Source organism: Pilimelia columellifera subsp. columellifera, from assembly GCF_039532605.1.
In the GTDB taxonomy this organism is placed as follows: domain Bacteria; phylum Actinomycetota; class Actinomycetes; order Mycobacteriales; family Micromonosporaceae; genus Pilimelia; species Pilimelia columellifera.
The window spans coordinates 75,257-92,085 of sequence record NZ_BAAARY010000007.1 but is presented as its reverse complement, the minus strand read 5'-3'; the positions used below and the strand labels follow the sequence as shown (position 1 = coordinate 92,085).

The following is a 16,829-nucleotide window of genomic DNA, read 5'->3' as shown; positions in this document are numbered from 1 at the left end:
GGCGGGCCCGCGGTGAGTCCGCGCCGGCATCATCGCGCGCCCGGGCCCGAGCCGTTGGACCAGGCGCGGGCCCGCTCGGGCGGCGCGCGGGTCGAGTCGTGGCGTGACGGGCAGTGGCTGGTCCGGCCGGTGACGGCCGCGGCGAAGACGTACCGGTGCCCTGGGTGTGACCACGAGATTCGGCCCAACGCCCAGCACCTGGTCAGCTGGCCGGCGGACGAGCGCGGCGACCTGGCCGACCGGCGGCACTGGCACAACGGCTGCTGGCGTGCCCGCGACCGCCGCCCCCCACGCTGACCGGCCGGGCCACGCGCGACACTGGACGGGTGAGCACACCCCTCCGCGCCAACGTGATCCTGCCCGGCGAGCGCCGTGACATCGAGCTGCACACCGCGGACGGTCTGCGCCTGGTCGGCGAGTTGGCGTTGCCGCCCGCGGGGCGGGCCCCGGTCGGCGCCCTGGTATGCCTGCACCCGCTGCCCACCCACGGCGGGATGATGGACAGCCACCTCCTGCGCAAAGCGGCCTGGCGGTTGCCGGCCTTGGCGGACCTGGCGGTGCTGCGGTTCAACACCCGGGGCACGGCCAGCGTGCGCGGGGTCAGCGAGGGGGAGTTCGACCGGGCCGGCGCTGAGCGGTTCGACGTGGCCGCCGCGATCGAACACGCCGAGTTCGCCGAGCTGCCGAACATCTGGCTGTTGGGTTGGTCCTTCGGGACCGATCTGGTCCTGCGGCACGGGCTCGATCCGGCCGTGGCCGGGGCGATCCTGCTGTCGCCGCCGCTGCGGTACTCGACCGACGCTGACCTGGTCCGCTGGGCGGAGTCGGGGAAACCGGTGACCGCACTGGTCCCCGAGCTCGACGACTACCTGCGCCCGGACCAGGCCCGCCAGCGGTTCGCCCCGCTGCGGCAGGCCGAGATCATCGGCGTGCCGGGCGCCAAGCACCTTTGGGTGGGTGACTCCGAGACCGTCCTCGACGAGATCGTCCGGCGGGTGGCGCCGTCGTCGTACCCATTGCCCCGGCAGTGGGAGGGTCCGGTGGAGTTCGGCGATTCCTCCGCCTACGCGGACCGGACGACGGCTGCCTTCGGCCCGTTGACCTAGCGTACGACGTCGGCCCGTTGGGTCAGCTGCGGAAGCTCCCGTAGGTAACGCAGCCAGTCGCGAACCAGCTCGGCCGGATCGTGGCTCTTGCCGGCCACGCCGAGGATCTTGCCCGCCAGCCGGTCTTTGTCATCGTCGGTGAGGTCGCGCGCGGTGAGCACCAGCACGGGCATGTCCCGGGTGCGCGGGTGTTCGTTGAGGTTGGCGATGACGGAGAAGCCGTCGAGGTCGTCCATCATCAGGTCGCAGATGATGAGGTCGAAGTCGTGCCGGTGCGCCATCCGGAGTCCGTCCAGGCCGTTGGCGGCGGTGATGACCCGCAGCCCGGTGCCGCTGAGCCGGCGTTCCAGCAGGGTCAGCACGGCCGGGTCGTCGTCGATGACCAGCACCATGAGGGCGTGCTCCCGCATCGGCGGCACCATGCCGTGGCGGATCATCCAGGACACGAGAACGTCGTGGTTGACCGGCTTGGTGAAGTAGTCCGCCGCGCCCATGGTCAGCCCCAGGGTGTGGTCCTCCATGACGCTGACGATCGCCACCGGGACGTGTCTGAGCCGTTCGTCCTCTTTCAGCCGGGACAGCACCTCCCAGCCGTCGATACCGGGCAGCATCATGTCGAGCAGGATCACTTCGGGGAGCATCTGGCGGGCCAGGGCGAGCCCTTTCTCACCGGTGTCGGCGATCGCGACCAGGTACCCGGCCCGACGCAGGTGGGTGGCGAGCAGGTCCGCCGCGGGCCGGTCGTCCTCGACGATCAGGACGCCGCCGCTTCCCTCCGGACCGGGGTCCACGCCGTGCGCCGGCTGCGGCGCCGGAGCGGGCAGGTGGACGGTGAAGCGGGTGCCCTGGCCGACCCGGGACCACACCTCGACGCGGCCGCCGTGGGCCTGGGCGAGCCGGCGGGTCAGCGCCAGACCGAGCCCGGTGCCGGCGCTGCGCAGGGCCGGGTCGCCGACCTGTTCGAACTCCTCGAAGATCCGCTGCTGGTCGGTGGGGCTGATGCCGGCGCCGGTGTCGGTGACCGACAGGGCGACGGTGTCGCCATCCCGGCTTCCGGCCACGAAGATGTGGCCGTTCTCCGGGGTGAACTTGATGGCGTTCGACAGGAGATTGGTGAGGATCTGGCGAAGTCGGGTCAGGTCCGCGCGGATGTCCAACGGCGGGACGGCGACGTGGATGTTGAGCCGCTTGCTTTCGACGAGCGGCCGGACGGCCGCCACGACGTCGTCGACGATCGTGGCCGCGTTCACCAGCACCGGCCGCAGCTCGATCTTCCCAGCCTCGATCTTGGCCAGGTCGAGCACGTCGTTGATGAGCGCGAGCAGGTGCTGGCCGCTGACGTGGATGTGGTCGATCCACTCGGCGGGGACGATCCGTAACGAGTGGTCGGCCGTTGGCTCGTCGCGCATGAGGTCGCTGAATCCGATGATCGCGTTGAGCGGGGTCCGCAGCTCGTGGCTCATGTTGGCGACGAAGTGGCTCTTCGCGGTGCTGGCCGCGGCGGCGGCCTTCGCCGCGGCGGCGAGTTGCGAGGTGAGGGCATGGCGTTCGGCGATCAGCGCGGCTTCGGCGCCCAGCTCGCCGAAGAGCGCGATGTCGTCCTCGCTGAACAGGGTGCGGTTGGCGTCCAGCAGGATGAGCGCGCCCCGGCTCTGGTCGGGCAGCGGGATGGGCGCGGTGACGGCGTACCGCTGTGTGACGTTGAGCAGGTGGGCCAGGGTGTCGCCGGGCGTCCGCAGATCGATGCTGGCGCTGGCCCGGGTCTGCGAGAGCTGTTCGACCGAGCCGGCGGTGATGCCGTCCGGGCACGTCAGCCCGGCGCCGTGCTGGGCGGCGATGAGTGCCTGCCCGCGTGGCCCGGGGATCAGGACCACGACCGCCTCGCTTGAGGTCAGCGCCGCGACCTCGTCGGCGTAGCGGCGCCAGGTCGCCGCCGCCGACTCGGCTGGCGCGTTGAGCAGGCCGATGGTCAGCTGGTACGCCGCGCCGCGGGACCAGGACCGGCGCAGCCAGCCCGGCGGGACGAACGCCAACAGGTAGGACACGGCGGAGAGCAGGGCGATGACCCGGGCCTCGCGACTGGCACCGGCGCCGGCCGTGAGCAGCGCCACCGCGAACAGGGCGGTGCCGGCCGCGGCGAGGACCAACCGGACCCGGGACGAGCCGGTGCGTCCGCGGGCGGCGGTGGCGAAGAACCAGGCGGACAGCAACTCGCCCCCGGCGAAGACCGTCACCACCCCGAGAACCACCACTGGTGGCGCCGGCGAGTCGCCGACGAGGGTCAACATGACGGCCGCGCTGGCGATCCATCCTGCGAGCACCGCGACGCTGGCGGCCCGGGGCACCGGACGGACCCGCGCTACCAACCGCAGCGTCAGATAGGGCTGGCCCAACAGTAGGACGGTCGCGGCGAGCTGGAGCCAGGACGGTGGGTCGGCCCCGGTGAGCAGGCGTACCAGCCCGAGCAGAAAGAGCGCTGCGACGGCTGAGAAGACCAGCATGACGTCGCGTTTGATGGGGTCGCGGTCCCGCAGGTAACCCCAAAGAACGCTGACGAGGACCACGCCGAACACGGCCTCGGTGAGCAGCGTCATCCACACGGCATTCGCCCCCGCACAAGCATTGCGTTCGTAGCGGTCTAGGTACCCCTGGCTACGAACGCTCAACCCTCAGTGAGGCAAAAAAGTACGACAATTCATGCCAGCTAGTGGCGCTGTTGGCGGGGCGCGACGACCTCGTCAACGATGAGCTGGATCGCGGCGACCGCCGGAATCGCGATCAACGCCCCGATGACCCCGAACAGCGCCACCCCCGTCAACGCACCGACGATCGCGGCGAGATCACTCACCTTCACCGACCGGCGCATCATCTTCGGGTAGATGAGGTAGTTCTCGAACTGCTGGTAGATCACGAAGAACACGATGCAGGCGATGCCCACCGGCACCGAGGTCGCGAATCCCGCGATGCTCACCACGACCGCGCCCAGCGTCGCGCCGATCTGCGGGATCAGGTCACACACCGCCACGACGAACGCCAGCGCGAACGGGTACGACACCCCCGCGACCCACAGGAAGATGAACGTCGACACCCCGGCCATGAGCGCGATGAGCAGCGCGCCGACCATGTACGCGCCGACCTTGCTGAGGATCGCGTCGCTGAGCAGCGACACCCGTTCCCGCCGCGACGCGGGCGCCAACCGGTACACCCAACGCTTCATCCGGTCAAACGACGCCATGAAGTACAACGTGAGGACGAACACCGTCAGCACCTTGAAGACCGTGCCGAACACCACCGAGGCGCCCCCGACCACCCCGCCGGCGACGTCCGTCACCGCGCCCGGAGTAGCCGCCGCCTGTAGCTTGTCGATGATGTCGTAGCGCTCGTTCAGCTCGTTGACCGTCTTGCTGCGCTTGAGCGCCTCGATATAGCCGGGTAGCTTCTCGGCGAACGCCTCGGTCTGCGCGACCAGCGGTGGCGCCAGCGCCAGTAGACCCGCCCCGAACAGCGTCACCGCCGCCGCCCCCACCGCCAGAACGGCGAAGCCCCGACGCATGTTCAGCCGCTGCAACGCCTCCACCGCGGGGTTCAACCCGATCGCCAGGAACAGCGCGGAGAAGATGAGCACCAGGATCGGCATGGCGTTGTCCAACGCCCGCAGCATCCCGAACGCGGTCAGACCGCCGAGCGTCACCACGAACCCCAGGGCGAACGGGCTCCGGCTGAACGGTCGTCCCGGCATGCCGTACGGCCGTTGCGCGACCTCGATGTCCGGAGTCTGGCCGTCGTTCAACGGCGGCTCGGTCGCCGCGTCCGCCGAGGCGTCCCCACCGGGCGCGCCGGTCATTCCTTGTCAGCGCCGACCCGCTGCGGCCGACGATCCCCGTTGGCCTCGGTGGTGGGCTTCGCCGGAGGAATGGGGGCGGTGGTCTCGCTCTCGTCGCCCGCGTCGCTCCCGTCATCGCTCCCGTCGTCGCTGGCGCTGGCGGCCGCCGGCGGGCTGGCCGGCGCCGCATTTACCGGCGCGGGACTGGCCGGCGCGGGGCTGGCTGTTGGCACCGGCGCGTTGGCCGCTGCCGCGCCCGCCGTCCTGCTCGCCGTGGCCCTGATCTTGTCTTCGAGCTCGCTGAGCCGATGCTGGCTCGCGACGAGGTCCCTGCGGGTCTCGCCGGTGCGCTGCTCGACCTCGGCAAGGCGTTGGTGCGCCTGGGTGATCTCGTGCTGGATGCCGGTCAGCCGCTGCTGAGCCGCCGTCAACAGTTCATCGGCTTCGCCGCGGACCCTGCCCGCGTGCGTCTGGGCGTCGGCCCTCAGCTGGGCGATTTCCTGCTCGGCCTTGGCCTTGCGGTCCTTGAGTTCCTGCTCGGCCTGCGCCCGACGTTCGCCGACCTCCTGCTCCAGCGTGCTCCGCCGCTGAGCGAACTCCTGCTCAGCCTGGGTGCGACGCTTGGTGATCTCCTGTTCCAGGGCTGCCCGCCGCTGGGTGCTCTCCTGCTGGAGCTGCGCCCGGGTCGCCTGGACCTGGGATTCCAGCTCCATCCGAGTCTGGTCGGCGTGCTTCTTAACGGTCTCGGTGAGCTGCTGGGTTTCCTGACGGGTTTGGGCGAGCCCGTCCTCAGCATCGACGCGCAGCTGAGCGACATGCTTCTCCGCGGCCTCACGAAGCTTCGCCGCATCCTGCGCCGCCGCCGCCCGAAGCTGGTCACACTGGCGGTTGACCTCGGCGACCTTGGCCTCCCGCGCCTTGGCCCGCTCCGCGTCGGCCTGGTCGGCTTCGGCCCGTCGCGCCGACAGCGCGACCTCGAAGTCGCGGGCGGCGACCTGGGCCTTCTCCTGGGCTTCCACGAGCGCCCGGTCCGCGGCGCGCTTGAGCTGCTCGGACTCCCGGGTGGCGTCATCGCGCATCTGGTCGGCCTGCTCCTCGGCGAGCAGAAGGATCTGCTCGACCCGCGGCCCCAGATGCCGGAAGGAGATCTTTTCGGGGACCGCCGCGCGACGACGGGTCTCCACCAACTCGTTCTGGAGCTGTTCGATCTGGGTGGCCAGCGCCTGGACCTGCGAGTACGCCTGCTCACGCTCAGTGGCGAGGGTGGTGACCTCGGCCTCGACGTGCTGGACGTACCGTTCGACCTGCCGTCGGTCGTAGCCGCGGAGGGCGATTTCGAAGGTCGGCTCTGAGGCGCCGTCGTCGAGGGGGAAAAGGTCTGCGCCGTGCTGCACCATACGGCCATTTTGGCACGGGCGTCGGCCTGGCGTCGCGTTACACACCTGCCAGGGGTGGACCTTGCACCCCATGGTGTCCGCGTGGCCGGCGCGCATCGCCGGCCACGCGAGGGTAAAGAGCCCTCCCGGGCTTGCCGTCAGCTCGCCTTCGCCGGCTGCTTCGGCTCCGGCCGCGGGTCCTTCGCGGTCTGCGTCGGCCCAGCCGTGCCGGCGTGCGGGCGCCTGGCGGACTGCGTCGCGTCGTTCTCTGCCGGCGGGCCGGATGCCCTGGCGGTCCCGCCGGGGGCATCGGTCAACCGGCTCGAGCCGTCTGCGTGGTCCGCGGCGGTGGGCGCTTCGGCCCCGGCGTCCTTCTCTGAGCCGGTGACCTTCTCCGCGACCGCCTTGGCCGCGGCGCCGACGGTCGGCACGATGCCGGCGAGCCCGGAGAGCATCTGCCCCAGCTGGGCGGTCACCGTCTCTTTCTGCCTGGTCAGATCCTCGACCTGGCGACGCGCGGTCTGGAGGTTCAGCTCGGCCTCCTGACGGGCGTCGCTGGTGAGGCGGTGTGCCTCGTCCCGCGCCTCGGTGACGGTCCGGTCAGCCAGGGCCTTGGCCTTGTCGATGGTCTCGGCGGCCAGCTTCTCCGACTCCAGACGCCGCGCCTCGGCCCGCTGCTCGATCTCCTTGGCCCGATCCTCGGCGGCACGCGCCCGCTCCTCGGCCTCGCCCACCAGCTTCTGGGTGGCGGCGACCTGGGCGGCGTGCCGCTCGGACTCCTCCCGCTCGGCCCGCTCGTTGCGTTCGGCCAGCTCCAACGCCAGGGCCTGGAGGTCCTTGTCGCGCTTATCGCGGGCGTCGCTGAGCAGTTTGGCGGCCTCGGTCCGCTTCTGCTCGGCCTCCTGGCTCGCGGTGGAGCGGAGCTGGGTGACCTCCCGCTCGGTGGTGGCCCGTAGCGTCGCCACCTCGCGCTCGGACGTCGACTTCAGCTCGGCGACCTCGTGCGCGGTGACGGTGCGCAGCTGTTTGGTGTCCCGCTCGGCCTCGGCGCGCAGCGTGTCCGCTTCGCGACGGGCCTGGACCCGAACCTCGGCCGCCTCCCGCTCGGCGGCGGTCCGCAGGGTGTTGGCCTCGCGCTCGCCGTTGGCCTTCATCGCGGTGGCGTCCGCCCGGGCCTTGTCGGTGATCTCCCTGGCCTCTAGTTTGGCCGCCGAGAGAATCCCCTCGGCCTCGCGACGGGCCTCGGACCGGTGGTCGTTGGCCTGCTCCTCGGCCAGCCGCAGGATCTGCTCGACCCGGGTGCCCAGACCCGAGAGCGTGGGACGGCTGTTCTCCTCCAACTGCTTCTCGCTGTCGGCGAGCTTCTGCTCGACCGCGCTGATCCGCTGCTCGGCCTGGCGCAACCGGCGCTGCGCGTCGTTCATCCGTTGTTCGGCCTCGGCCCGCGCCTGCTCCGCCTGGGTCAGCGCCGCGGTGAGGCGCTGAAGGTGGCTGTCGACCTGCTGACGGTCGTAGCCGCGCAACACCACGGTGAAGTCATGTGGCGCGCTGCTGTTGTCGAAAAAGGCGATCGAGGAGTCATGCTGCTGGGCCATTGGCACATGGTCGCAGATAGGCCCAGGGGCTCCGCAAGAGCGGCGGCCCATGATTCATCGACGGCGGCCGGCATTCATTCCGCGGACGTGGTCGCCGACCGCGGAGTTGGCCGTCGTCGCGCCGCTGCGGACCAGCGCGCGGGGTCGGGTCCGGCGACGGCCGGAAGCTCACCGATTCCCTTGCCACGTAACGGATCGGGCCGGCCCGGCGAGATTGCGGCGCCGAGGATCATCGCCGCGCCGTGACGGGCAGCCGGAGGCGTCGGAATGATTATTCAAGTCAATTACCTCGATATTTCGATGCCGACGCCGGCGCCGACAGGTAAGGGATGACAAATGCGTGAGCGCCCGCCTGCGCGTGGGCGACCGGCAATGTCCACCGGAGGTGTGGCCAGTCACCTTATCGGCGGGCCGGTTCGACCAGCTCGACGAGCACGCCACCGGCGTCTTTGGGGTGGACGAAGTTGATCCGGGAATCCGCGGTGCCCCGCCTCGGCTCGTCGTAGAGCAGTCGTGTTCCCCGCGCCCGTAGCGTCGCGCAGGCCACGTCGATGTCGGCGACGGTGTAGGCCACCTGCTGAACCCCCGGCCCGGAGCGGTCGAGGAACCGGGCGATGGGGGAGTCCGGTCGCAGCGGGGCGAGCAGTTGGAGCCGGCCGCGCCCGGGGTCCGGCCCGACGGCGAGCATGGCCTCCCGCACCCCCTGCTCGTCGTTGACCTCCTCATGGACACAGCGCATGTCGAAGATCCGCTGGTGGAACGCGATCGCCGCGTCCAGATCCGGCACCGCGACGCCGACGTGGTCGATGCCCAGCAGGCCCAGCCCGCCGGCTGTGACGTAGTCCGCAGGGTGGTCATGAGCTTCACGTTCAGTCATGGCGTTAGTCTGACTGAACCAGCGTTCAGGCGTGGCCGTGGGTGTGAGGACGCCCTCGCGGCCGGCTGGCCCGGCTGGCCCCAGAGACTTTGAGCCACAGAGAGGCGGACCCGATGACCTCGGTGATCGTTGGCGGCGCGCGCACCCCGATGGGTCGCCTGCTGGGCAACCTCAAGGACCTCCCCGCGACCAGGCTCGGCGCGGCCGCCATCGCCGGGGCGCTGGAGCGTGCCGGCGTCGCCGCCGACCAGGTGCAGTACGTGATCATGGGTCAGGTGCTTCAGGCCGGCGCCGGCCAGATCCCCGCCCGCCAGGCCGCCGTCGAGGCCGGTATCCCGATGAGCGTCCCGGCGCTGACCATCAACAAGGTCTGCCTGTCCGGCCTCGACGCCATCGCCCTGGCTGACCAGCTCATCCGCGCCGGCGAGGTCGACATCGTGGTGGCCGGCGGCATGGAGTCGATGACCAACGCGCCGCACCTGCTCGTCGGCCAGCGCTCCGGCTACAAGTACGGCGACGTCGTCATCAAGGACCACATGGCCCTCGACGGCCTCACCGACGCGTACGACGGCATCTCGATGGGCGAGTCCACCGAGCGGGCCGGCGCCAAACTCGGCCTCACCCGGCAGGAGCAGGACGCGTTCGCCGCGACCAGCCACCAGCGGGCCGCCGCCGCGCAGAAGAACGGCGCCTTCGCCGAGGAGATCGTGCCGCTGTCGATCCCACAGCGCCGGGGCGAGCCGGTCGTCGTCGCCGAGGACGAGGGCATCCGCCCCGACACCACCGTCGAGTCGCTGGGCAAGCTGCGCCCGGCGTTCGCCAAGGACGGCGCCATCACCGCCGGAACCTCCTCGCCGATCTCCGACGGCGCCTGCGCGGTGGTCGTCATGAGCAAGGAGAAGGCGCAGGAGCTGGGGCTGACCGTCCTGGCCGAGATCGTTGCCCACGGCAACGTCGCCGGCCCGGACAACTCGCTGCACGCCCAGCCCGCCAACGCCATCAAGCACGCGCTGTCCAAGACCGACCTCACCGTCGACGACCTCGAACTCATCGAGATCAACGAGGCGTTCGCGGCGGTCGGCATCCAGTCCACCAAGGAGCTGGGCGTCGACCCGGCCAAGGTGAACGTCAACGGCGGGGCGATCGCCCTGGGCCACCCGATCGGCATGTCGGGCGCCCGGCTGGCGCTGACCCTGGCGATGGAGCTGCGTCGGCGTGGCGGCGGCGTCGGCGTGGCGGCGCTGTGCGGTGGCGGCGGTCAGGGCGACGCGCTGGTGCTGCGCGTCCCGGCGGCCTAGGGCGCGCGTTGTCGACCGTTTCGCCACGGCGGTCCCGGGACGTCAGCGACCTGGTGTCCCGGGCCCGCGAGGGCGACCCCCGCGCGGTGGCCCGGCTGGTGACGCTGGTGGAGTCCGGCGATCCGCTGCTGCCCGAGATCGCGGCGGCGCTCGCCCCGTACGCCGGCCAGGCCCAGGTCATCGGCCTGACCGGCTCCCCAGGGGTGGGCAAGTCGACCACCACCAACGAGCTGGTGCGGGTGCTGCGCGCCCGGGGCGCCCGGGTGGGGGTGCTTGCGGTGGACCCGTCAAGCCCGTTCACCGGCGGCGCGATCCTCGGCGACCGGGTCCGGATGCAGGACCACGCGACTGATTCCGGCGTCTACATCCGGTCGATGTCCAGCCGGGGTCACCTGGGTGGCCTGTCGGCAGCTACCCCGGCGGCGGTGCGGGTGCTCGAAGGGGCCGGCTGTGATGTCGTCGTGGTGGAGACCGTCGGCGTCGGGCAGGCCGAGGTGGATGTCGCCAGCCTCGCCGACACCTGCCTGGTGCTGCTCGCCCCGGGCATGGGCGACGCGATCCAGGCGGTGAAGGCCGGCATCCTGGAGATCGCTGACGTGTTCGTCGTCAACAAGGCCGACCGCGATGGCGCCGACGCCACCTACCGTGACATCCAGGGGATGATCGCTCTCGGCGAGCGGGAGCCTGGCCAGTGGCGGCCGCAGGTGGTGCGGGCGGTGGCCTCCCGGTCCGAAGGCATCGACGGGATTGTCGAGGCGGTCGACAAGCACCGCGCCTGGCTCGCCGGGTCCGGGGCGCTGACGCTGCGGCGGCGGCGTCGGGCCCAGGTGGAGATTGAGGCGATCGTGGTGGGCCGGCTGCGGGCCCGGATCGGGTCGGTCGGCGACGGCGCGGAGCTGACAGCGTTGTCGGCGGACGTGGTCGAGGGTCGGACCGACCCGTACGCCGCTGCGGAGCGGCTGCTCGCGCGGATCGCGGCGGACAGGTAGCCACGCCCGTGTCCGTCGCCGCCCGGAAGGGCGCTGTGGCCCGCGCGGCCAGGCGGATGCTGGCCGACGACCGCCGGACGGCGTTGCTGGCCCGTTGGTTGTGGGCGGTCGCCGGGGTCGCGTTCGCGGTTCACACGACGGTGACGCTGCTGCGACCGGCCCGTCAGCAGATGTCTGACCTCGGCGTCTACATCGGTTCGGTGAATTCGTGGCTGTCGGGCCGGAGCCTGTACGACTTCGCCGCGGTGGACGGCGCCCCGTTCACGTATCCGCCGTTCGCCGGCGTGCTGTTCCTGCCCACGGCTCTGCTGCCGGCGCCAGTGACGCGCGTGCTGTGGCTGACGGCGACCGCCGCGGCGATCGTCGCGCTGAGTCTGATGGCGGGCCGGCGGCTGGCCCCGGTGGGTGTGCCGCCGGCGTTGGCGGGCGCCGCGACCGCCGCGGCGCTGGCGCTGTCGGCGCCGGTATCGAGCAACGTCCGGTTCGGCCAGGTCAGCGTGCTGCTGGTGGCGCTGGTCCTGGCCGACGTGGCCGGGGTGCTGCCGCGCCCGCTGCGCGGTGTCGGTGTGGGAGTGGCCGCGGCGGTCAAGCTCACGCCGATCATCTTCATTCTGGGCTTCGTCGTGGTCCGGCGGTGGCGCCCGCTGGCCTGGCGGGCGGCGGCCACCTTTGTGGTCGCGACGGCCGTGACCTGGTGGGCGTTGCCGGCGGAGTCGGAGCGTTTCTGGTTGGTTGAGCTGTGGCATGTGGAGCGCATCGGCAATCTGGCGTCCACTGCCAACCAGTCGCTCAACGGGGCGTTGCTGAGGTTGGGGCTGACAGACCAGGTCAGGGTGCCGACGCTGGCGGCGCTGGGGGCCGTCGCGCTGGCGCTGGCGTTGGCGCGGGCGAGACGTCTTGCCGGTCAGGGCCGGGAGTTGCCGGCGATGGTGGTGCTCGGGGCGGCGTCGTTGGTGCTCTCCCCGGTCTCCTGGACGCATCACGGGGCATGGTTGGTGCTGGCCGCTGGCCTGGCGGCCGCGGCACGCTGGCGCTGGTGGTGGACCGCATCGACGTTGGCGGTGATGACCCTTCCTGTCGCGACGATTCCATTCCCGCCATTCAGCGAGGCGCGACTGCTGCTTGCGGCGGCAGTCGCTGTCGCATTGCCACTGGGGACACATGTCGGACGAGGTCGTGAATGTCAGGCGCCATCCGTAATGCCGTTAGCGGCATCGGACGGGCGGTCCATTGCCCTTGATCAACATGTCGTCTAGCGTCTGCGTCGGCGTTGGCAGATTGAGATAGTTCGATTCCTGAGGGCCTCGTCGAGGCCGCCGAGCGGTAAGCGTCAGAACCGCAATGTCTGACGCTGGGGAACACCGGAGCGGGTCGGGCGTCTCAATCGCGTAGCTCGAAATCGACAAGGACGGATTCCATGCCCTCACACGGTTCCGCACGTCCTCCGGGCGCCCCGTGGCGCCCTGCGGCGCTGCGAAGCACGGCCTTCCTGGCCGGCATCGCGGTCGCCGCGTTCGCTCCGCTGACCCTCGGCGCGATGGCCGCCGCTGCCAGCCCTGCCCCCGCCGAGGTGGTGACGAGCACCGGCACGGTCTCGATGACCCTGCCGCCGCTGTCGGCTGAGCTGAACCTGGCCGACCCGCCGCGTCCGCCGCAGCCAGGCCAGCCGAAGCCGCCCACGAAGCCGAAGCCGCCCACCAACCCCAAGCCGCCGACGAAGCCGAAGCCGCCGACGAAGCCCAAGCCGTCGAAGCCGGACAACCCGCGTCCGCCGCAGCCGCCGAAGCCGACCCCGCCGCCGAAGCCGGACAAGCCACGTCCGCCTCGACCGCCGCACCCGAAGCCGCCGGCGCCGAGCAAGCCGCGTCCGCCGAAGCCGCCGCAGCCTGCCCCGCGGGACGAGGCCCGGATCGTGCAGATGGACCTGTGCCGCTACAGCTCCGACAACGCCTGTGACGACCGTGGCCGCCAGGTCGACGAGGCCGAGGGCCAGATCCGTTCGCTCAAGCCGGATGTCGTCACATTCAACGGCGTCTGCGCTGCCGACATGCGTCCGCTGCTCAGCTCGCTGCGTGGCGTGTGGACCAACTCGTGGACCAAGTCAGTCTTCCAGGCGGTCACGGACGACGACGGCGACGCCGTCGAGTGCGAGGACGGCTCCGACTACGGCGTCGGCGTCATCGGTCGTGGCCTGAGCCGGGCGCACGACGGGTTCGAGGAGTACGGCGACACGTTCGTCGAGCAGGACCGTCGCGGCGACGCCGAGGCGTACGCCTGCGTGTACTCGGTGAACGAGTACCTGGCCTGCGCCACCGGTCTGGACGAGCGTGACGACCGGACCGCTCTCGCACAGTGCGAGGAGCTGGCCTGGGACATCGTGCCGGCGATCCAGAGCCGCGAGCGCGACCCAGTGATTCTGGGCGGCACGTTCAACCTGTCGGCGGCGCAGAAGGGCTCCGACATGTGGGACTGCCTGGGCAAGAGGGACTGGGAGTTCCGTGAGGACGGCGAGGGTCAGGCCGTGGCCGTCTCCAGCGACCTGGACATCACCGCCGGGTACCGTTATCAGATGCGCAACACCCGGCACGACGCTCTGCTGATCGTTGTCAGGGACTAGTCACCGGTTGGTAACTCGTTGAGCCCCGGGTCGGCATTCGCAGAGCCGGGGCTCAACCGTGTCCGGCGGTGTCTGCGCTTCGATTGCCCTTTGCCGCAAATAGCGAACAGCAATTAGCCGATGTCTGTCGGACTACGTACGGTGATGCCGTTCCGTCGATGGCGTGACGAGACGGGTGGGTCTTGTCACGCCATCCGCGGGACACCCGGGCACAATGTCAAACAGCACACGAGGAATCGTGCCTTCGCCTTGGAACCGTGTCCTCACCCGGTCCTTTGGCGCCGGTCGCCGCCCGCTGTTTGCCGCGTCGCCGCAGGTGGTCCCGACGGCGGGGTCGCTGCCGCCGCCGGTCGCTGTCAGGCCCTCAGGCCCGCGCTGTCCTGAGCCAACGTTCAGGGATCGCTAGACTGCTGGACGAGACTTCAGGAGGTGCGGCCATGAACGCCGACGAGATCGCTGCCGGACGTGCCCGCTGGCAGGCCCGCTACGACGCCGCGCGCAAGCGGGACGCGGACTTCACCACGCTGTCCGGCATGCCGGTGGAGCCGGTGTACGGGCCGCCGGCCGGCGTCGAGGCGCCGGGCTTCGAACGGATCGGTTGGCCGGGCGAGTTCCCGTACACCCGGGGTCTCTACCCGACCGGATACCGCGGTCGCACCTGGACGATCCGGCAGTTCGCCGGCTTCGGCAACGCCCAGCAGACCAACGAGCGCTACAAGATGATCCTCGGCGCGGGCGGCGGCGGCCTGTCCGTCGCGTTCGACATGCCGACCCTCATGGGGCGCGACTCGGACGATCCGCAGGCCCTGGGCGAGGTCGGCCACTGCGGTGTGGCGATCGACTCGGCCGCCGACATGGAGGTGCTGTTCGACGGTATCGACCTGGCCGCGAACACCACCTCGATGACGATCTCCGGCCCGGCCGTCCCGGTGTTCTGCATGTACCTGGTGGCCGCCGAGCGTCAGGGCGCGGACATCTCCAAGCTCGACGGCACGCTCCAGACGGACATCTTCAAGGAGTACATCGCCCAGAAGGAGTGGCTGTTCGAGCCCCAGCCGCACCTTCGCCTCATCGGCGACCTCATGGAGTACTGCGCTGCGGAGATTCCCAAGTACAAACCGTTGTCGGTGTCCGGTTACCACATTCGCGAGGCGGGCTCGACGGCGGCGCAGGAGCTGGCGTACACCCTGGCTGACGGCTTCGGCTACGTCGAGCTGGGCCTGTCCCGTGGCCTGGACATCAACACGTTCGCGCCCGGCCTGAGCTTCTTCTTCGACAGCCACGTCGACTTCTTCGAGGAGATCGCCAAGTTCCGGGCCGCCCGCCGGATCTGGGCCCGGTGGCTGCGCGACGAGTACGGCGCCACCAGCGAAAAGGCGTTGTGGCTGAAGTTCCACACCCAAACCGCGGGCGTCTCGTTGACCGCGCAGCAGCCGGTGAACAACGTGGTCCGGACGGCCGTCGAGGCGCTCGCCGCGGTGCTCGGAGGCACGAACTCGCTGCACACCAACGCGCTCGACGAGACCCTGGCGTTGCCGACCGACGAGTCGGCGGAGATCGCTTTGCGGACCCAGCAGGTGATCATGGAGGAGACCGGCGTCACCAACGTCGCCGACCCGCTCGGCGGCTCGTGGTACGTCGAGGCGCTCACCGACAAGATCGAGGCCGAGGCCGAGTCGATCTTCGCCCGGATCCGCTCGCTCGGGTCCGACGGCACGATCACCGCCGGCATCCTGCGGGGCATCGAGGACGGCTACTTCACCTCGGAGATCGCCGAGGCGGCCTTCGCCTACCAGCAGGGGCTGGAGAAGGGCGACAAGCGGGTCGTCGGCGTCAACTGCCACACCGCCACCATCGCCAAGGACCTTGAGGTGCTGCGGATCTCGCACGAGGTCGAGGTCGTGCAGAAGGCTCAGCTCGCCGACCGCAAGACGGCGCGGGACCAGGCCAGGGTCGAGGCCGCGCTGACGGCGATGGTCGCGGTCGCCCGGGGGGCCGGGAACATGATTCCGCCGATGCTCGACGCGGTCCGCGCCGAGGCGACGCTCGGGGAGATCTGCGACGTCCTGCGCGCCGAGTGGGGCATCTACCGGGAGCCGGCGCGCTTCTGACCGACGATCGACGTGTGGCGCTCGCGTGGGCGCCGCACGTCGTCCACACCAGCCAGCGGCCGCGTGCAAAACTGTGCTCATGAGCGACCCACGTGCCAACCCGTCGATCTTCACCCGCGGCGCCGTCGACCTCAGCGCCCTGCGCCGCCCCGCGGCCCCGGCGTCATCCGGTGGCGCGCCCGCCGGTCCGGCCGCGCAGCCGGACGCCGGTGGCGTGCCAGGGGCGGGCGGCGCAACGGATAGCGGCCCCGGCGGCGGCCCGATGGTGATCGACGTGACCGAGGCGACATTCCAGGCCGAGGTGTTGGAACGGTCGCTGACGACGCCAGTCGTCGTCGATTTCTGGGCCGAGTGGTGCGAGCCGTGCAAGCAGCTGTCGCCGCTGCTGGAGAAACTCGCGCTCGAAGGCGCCGGGGCGTGGGTGCTGGCCAAGGTGGACGTCGACGCCAACCAGCGGCTGGCCCAACTGTTCCGGGTGCAGGGCATCCCGATGGTGATCGCACTGGCCGGCGGGCAGCCGGTGGACGCCTTCTCCGGCGTGATCCCCGAGGCGCAGCTGCGGCAGTGGATCGGCGCGGTGCTGGCCGCCGGCGGGGTGGAGGCGCCGGTCGTGGAGGACCCGCGGCTGGACTCCGCCGACGCGGCGCTCATGGCCGGCGATCTCGACGCCGCTGAGGCGGCCTACCGGAAGATCCTGGCCGAGTCGCCCAGGGACATCGCCGCCGAGTCCGGGTTGGCGCACATCGCGCTGGCCCGCCGGGCCGGCGCCGTGGACCCGAACGCGGCCATCGCCGCCGCCCAGGCCGCGCCGGACGACGTGGCGGCACAGCTGCTGGCGGCTGACGTCGAGGTCCTGGTCGGCTTCGCGGACCGTGCCTACGCCCGTCTGGTGGATCTGGTCCGCCGGGTCGGCGGGGAGGAGCGGGAGCGGGCGCGCCAGCATCTGGTGTCGCTGTTCGCGGTGGCCGGACCGGACGACCCGACGGTGGCATCGGCCCGCCGCGCGCTGGCCAGCGCGCTGTTCTGACGGGCGCGGC

At 71.0% G+C, this 16,829-nt stretch carries 13 protein-coding genes; 8 read left to right on the top strand and 5 right to left on the bottom strand.

Translation table 11 applies throughout. The features are described from left to right. The first annotated feature begins 12 nt into the window (after positions 1 to 12). Positions 13 to 297 (top strand): hypothetical protein, encoded by a 285-nt coding sequence (locus ABD287_RS09985; protein WP_344171515.1) that lies wholly within the window; start codon positions 13 to 15, stop codon positions 295 to 297. A 29-nt stretch (positions 298 to 326) separates the two neighbouring features. Further along, entirely contained in the window at positions 327 to 1,106 is a 780-nt protein-coding gene (locus ABD287_RS09980; RefSeq protein WP_344171513.1) for an alpha/beta hydrolase, read from the top strand. Here the strand turns inward: ABD287_RS09980 and ABD287_RS09975 are convergent. The 5 genes from ABD287_RS09975 to mce form a co-directional block, all read right to left on the bottom strand. After that, complete coding sequence (locus tag ABD287_RS09975) at positions 1,103 to 3,700, bottom strand: hybrid sensor histidine kinase/response regulator (protein ID WP_344171656.1); 2,598 nt, start codon at positions 3,698 to 3,700, stop codon at positions 1,103 to 1,105. The genes ABD287_RS09980 and ABD287_RS09975 overlap by 4 nt on opposite strands. A 110-nt stretch (positions 3,701 to 3,810) precedes the next feature. Next, the gene (locus ABD287_RS09970; RefSeq protein WP_344171511.1) at positions 3,811 to 4,950 is read right to left on the bottom strand and encodes an AI-2E family transporter; all 1,140 of its coding nucleotides are present in this window, start codon (positions 4,948 to 4,950) and stop codon (positions 3,811 to 3,813) included. Further along, positions 4,947 to 6,326, bottom strand: a complete 1,380-nt coding sequence (locus ABD287_RS09965; RefSeq protein WP_344171509.1) for a coiled-coil domain-containing protein — start codon at positions 6,324 to 6,326, stop codon at positions 4,947 to 4,949. The genes ABD287_RS09970 and ABD287_RS09965 overlap by 4 nt, the downstream gene beginning before the upstream one ends. A 137-nt stretch (positions 6,327 to 6,463) precedes the next feature. Next, entirely contained in the window at positions 6,464 to 7,900 is a 1,437-nt protein-coding gene (locus ABD287_RS09960; protein ID WP_344171507.1) for a DivIVA domain-containing protein, read from the bottom strand. 400 nt (positions 7,901 to 8,300) lie between these two features. Beyond that, positions 8,301 to 8,777, bottom strand: a complete 477-nt coding sequence (gene mce / locus ABD287_RS09955) for a methylmalonyl-CoA epimerase (protein WP_344171505.1) — start codon at positions 8,775 to 8,777, stop codon at positions 8,301 to 8,303. 113 nt (positions 8,778 to 8,890) lie between these two features. On the opposite strand from mce, the gene ABD287_RS09950 reads away from it, so the two are divergent. The 6 genes from ABD287_RS09950 (at position 8,891) to ABD287_RS09925 (ending at position 16,819) form a co-directional block, all read left to right on the top strand. Beyond that, a complete protein-coding gene (locus ABD287_RS09950; RefSeq protein WP_344171503.1) occupies positions 8,891 to 10,075 on the top strand; it encodes an acetyl-CoA C-acetyltransferase in 1,185 nt (394 codons plus the stop codon). A gap of 8 nt (positions 10,076 to 10,083) precedes the next feature. Then, positions 10,084 to 11,064 carry a methylmalonyl Co-A mutase-associated GTPase MeaB gene (meaB, locus tag ABD287_RS09945; protein ID WP_344171501.1) on the top strand — a complete coding sequence of 327 codons (981 nt, stop codon included), beginning with the start codon at positions 10,084 to 10,086 and terminating at the stop codon, positions 11,062 to 11,064. Between the two features lie 8 nt (positions 11,065 to 11,072). Beyond that, entirely contained in the window at positions 11,073 to 12,320 is a 1,248-nt protein-coding gene (locus ABD287_RS09940) for a glycosyltransferase 87 family protein (RefSeq protein ID WP_344171499.1), read from the top strand. A gap of 161 nt (positions 12,321 to 12,481) precedes the next feature. Beyond that, positions 12,482 to 13,681 (top strand): hypothetical protein, encoded by a 1,200-nt coding sequence (locus ABD287_RS09935; protein ID WP_344171497.1) that lies wholly within the window; start codon positions 12,482 to 12,484, stop codon positions 13,679 to 13,681. A gap of 437 nt (positions 13,682 to 14,118) precedes the next feature. After that, positions 14,119 to 15,792, top strand: coding sequence for a coenzyme B12-dependent isobutyryl-CoA mutase large subunit (icmA, locus tag ABD287_RS09930; protein ID WP_344171495.1), 1,674 nt, complete (start codon positions 14,119 to 14,121; stop codon positions 15,790 to 15,792). A 79-nt stretch (positions 15,793 to 15,871) separates the two neighbouring features. After that, positions 15,872 to 16,819, top strand: a complete 948-nt coding sequence (locus ABD287_RS09925) for a tetratricopeptide repeat protein (RefSeq protein ID WP_344171493.1) — start codon at positions 15,872 to 15,874, stop codon at positions 16,817 to 16,819. Positions 16,820 to 16,829: the final 10 nt, after the last annotated feature.

Bases quoted from the DNA above. Each gene is read 5' to 3' on its own strand.
- ABD287_RS09960 (WP_344171507.1), bottom strand. From the start codon at position 7,900: ATGGCCCAGCAGCATGACTCCTCGATCGCCTTTTTCGACAACAGCAGC.
- ABD287_RS09965 (WP_344171509.1), bottom strand. From the start codon at position 6,326: ATGGTGCAGCACGGCGCAGACCTTTTCCCCCTCGACGACGGCGCCTCA.
- icmA (WP_344171495.1), top strand. From the start codon at position 14,119: ATGAACGCCGACGAGATCGCTGCCGGACGTGCCCGCTGGCAGGCCCGC.
- ABD287_RS09950 (WP_344171503.1), top strand. From the start codon at position 8,891: ATGACCTCGGTGATCGTTGGCGGCGCGCGCACCCCGATGGGTCGCCTG.
- ABD287_RS09975 (WP_344171656.1), bottom strand. From the start codon at position 3,700: ATGACGCTGCTCACCGAGGCCGTGTTCGGCGTGGTCCTCGTCAGCGTT.
- ABD287_RS09935 (WP_344171497.1), top strand. From the start codon at position 12,482: ATGCCCTCACACGGTTCCGCACGTCCTCCGGGCGCCCCGTGGCGCCCT.
- ABD287_RS09970 (WP_344171511.1), bottom strand. From the start codon at position 4,950: ATGACCGGCGCGCCCGGTGGGGACGCCTCGGCGGACGCGGCGACCGAG.
- mce (WP_344171505.1), bottom strand. From the start codon at position 8,777: ATGACTGAACGTGAAGCTCATGACCACCCTGCGGACTACGTCACAGCC.
- ABD287_RS09925 (WP_344171493.1), top strand. From the start codon at position 15,872: ATGAGCGACCCACGTGCCAACCCGTCGATCTTCACCCGCGGCGCCGTC.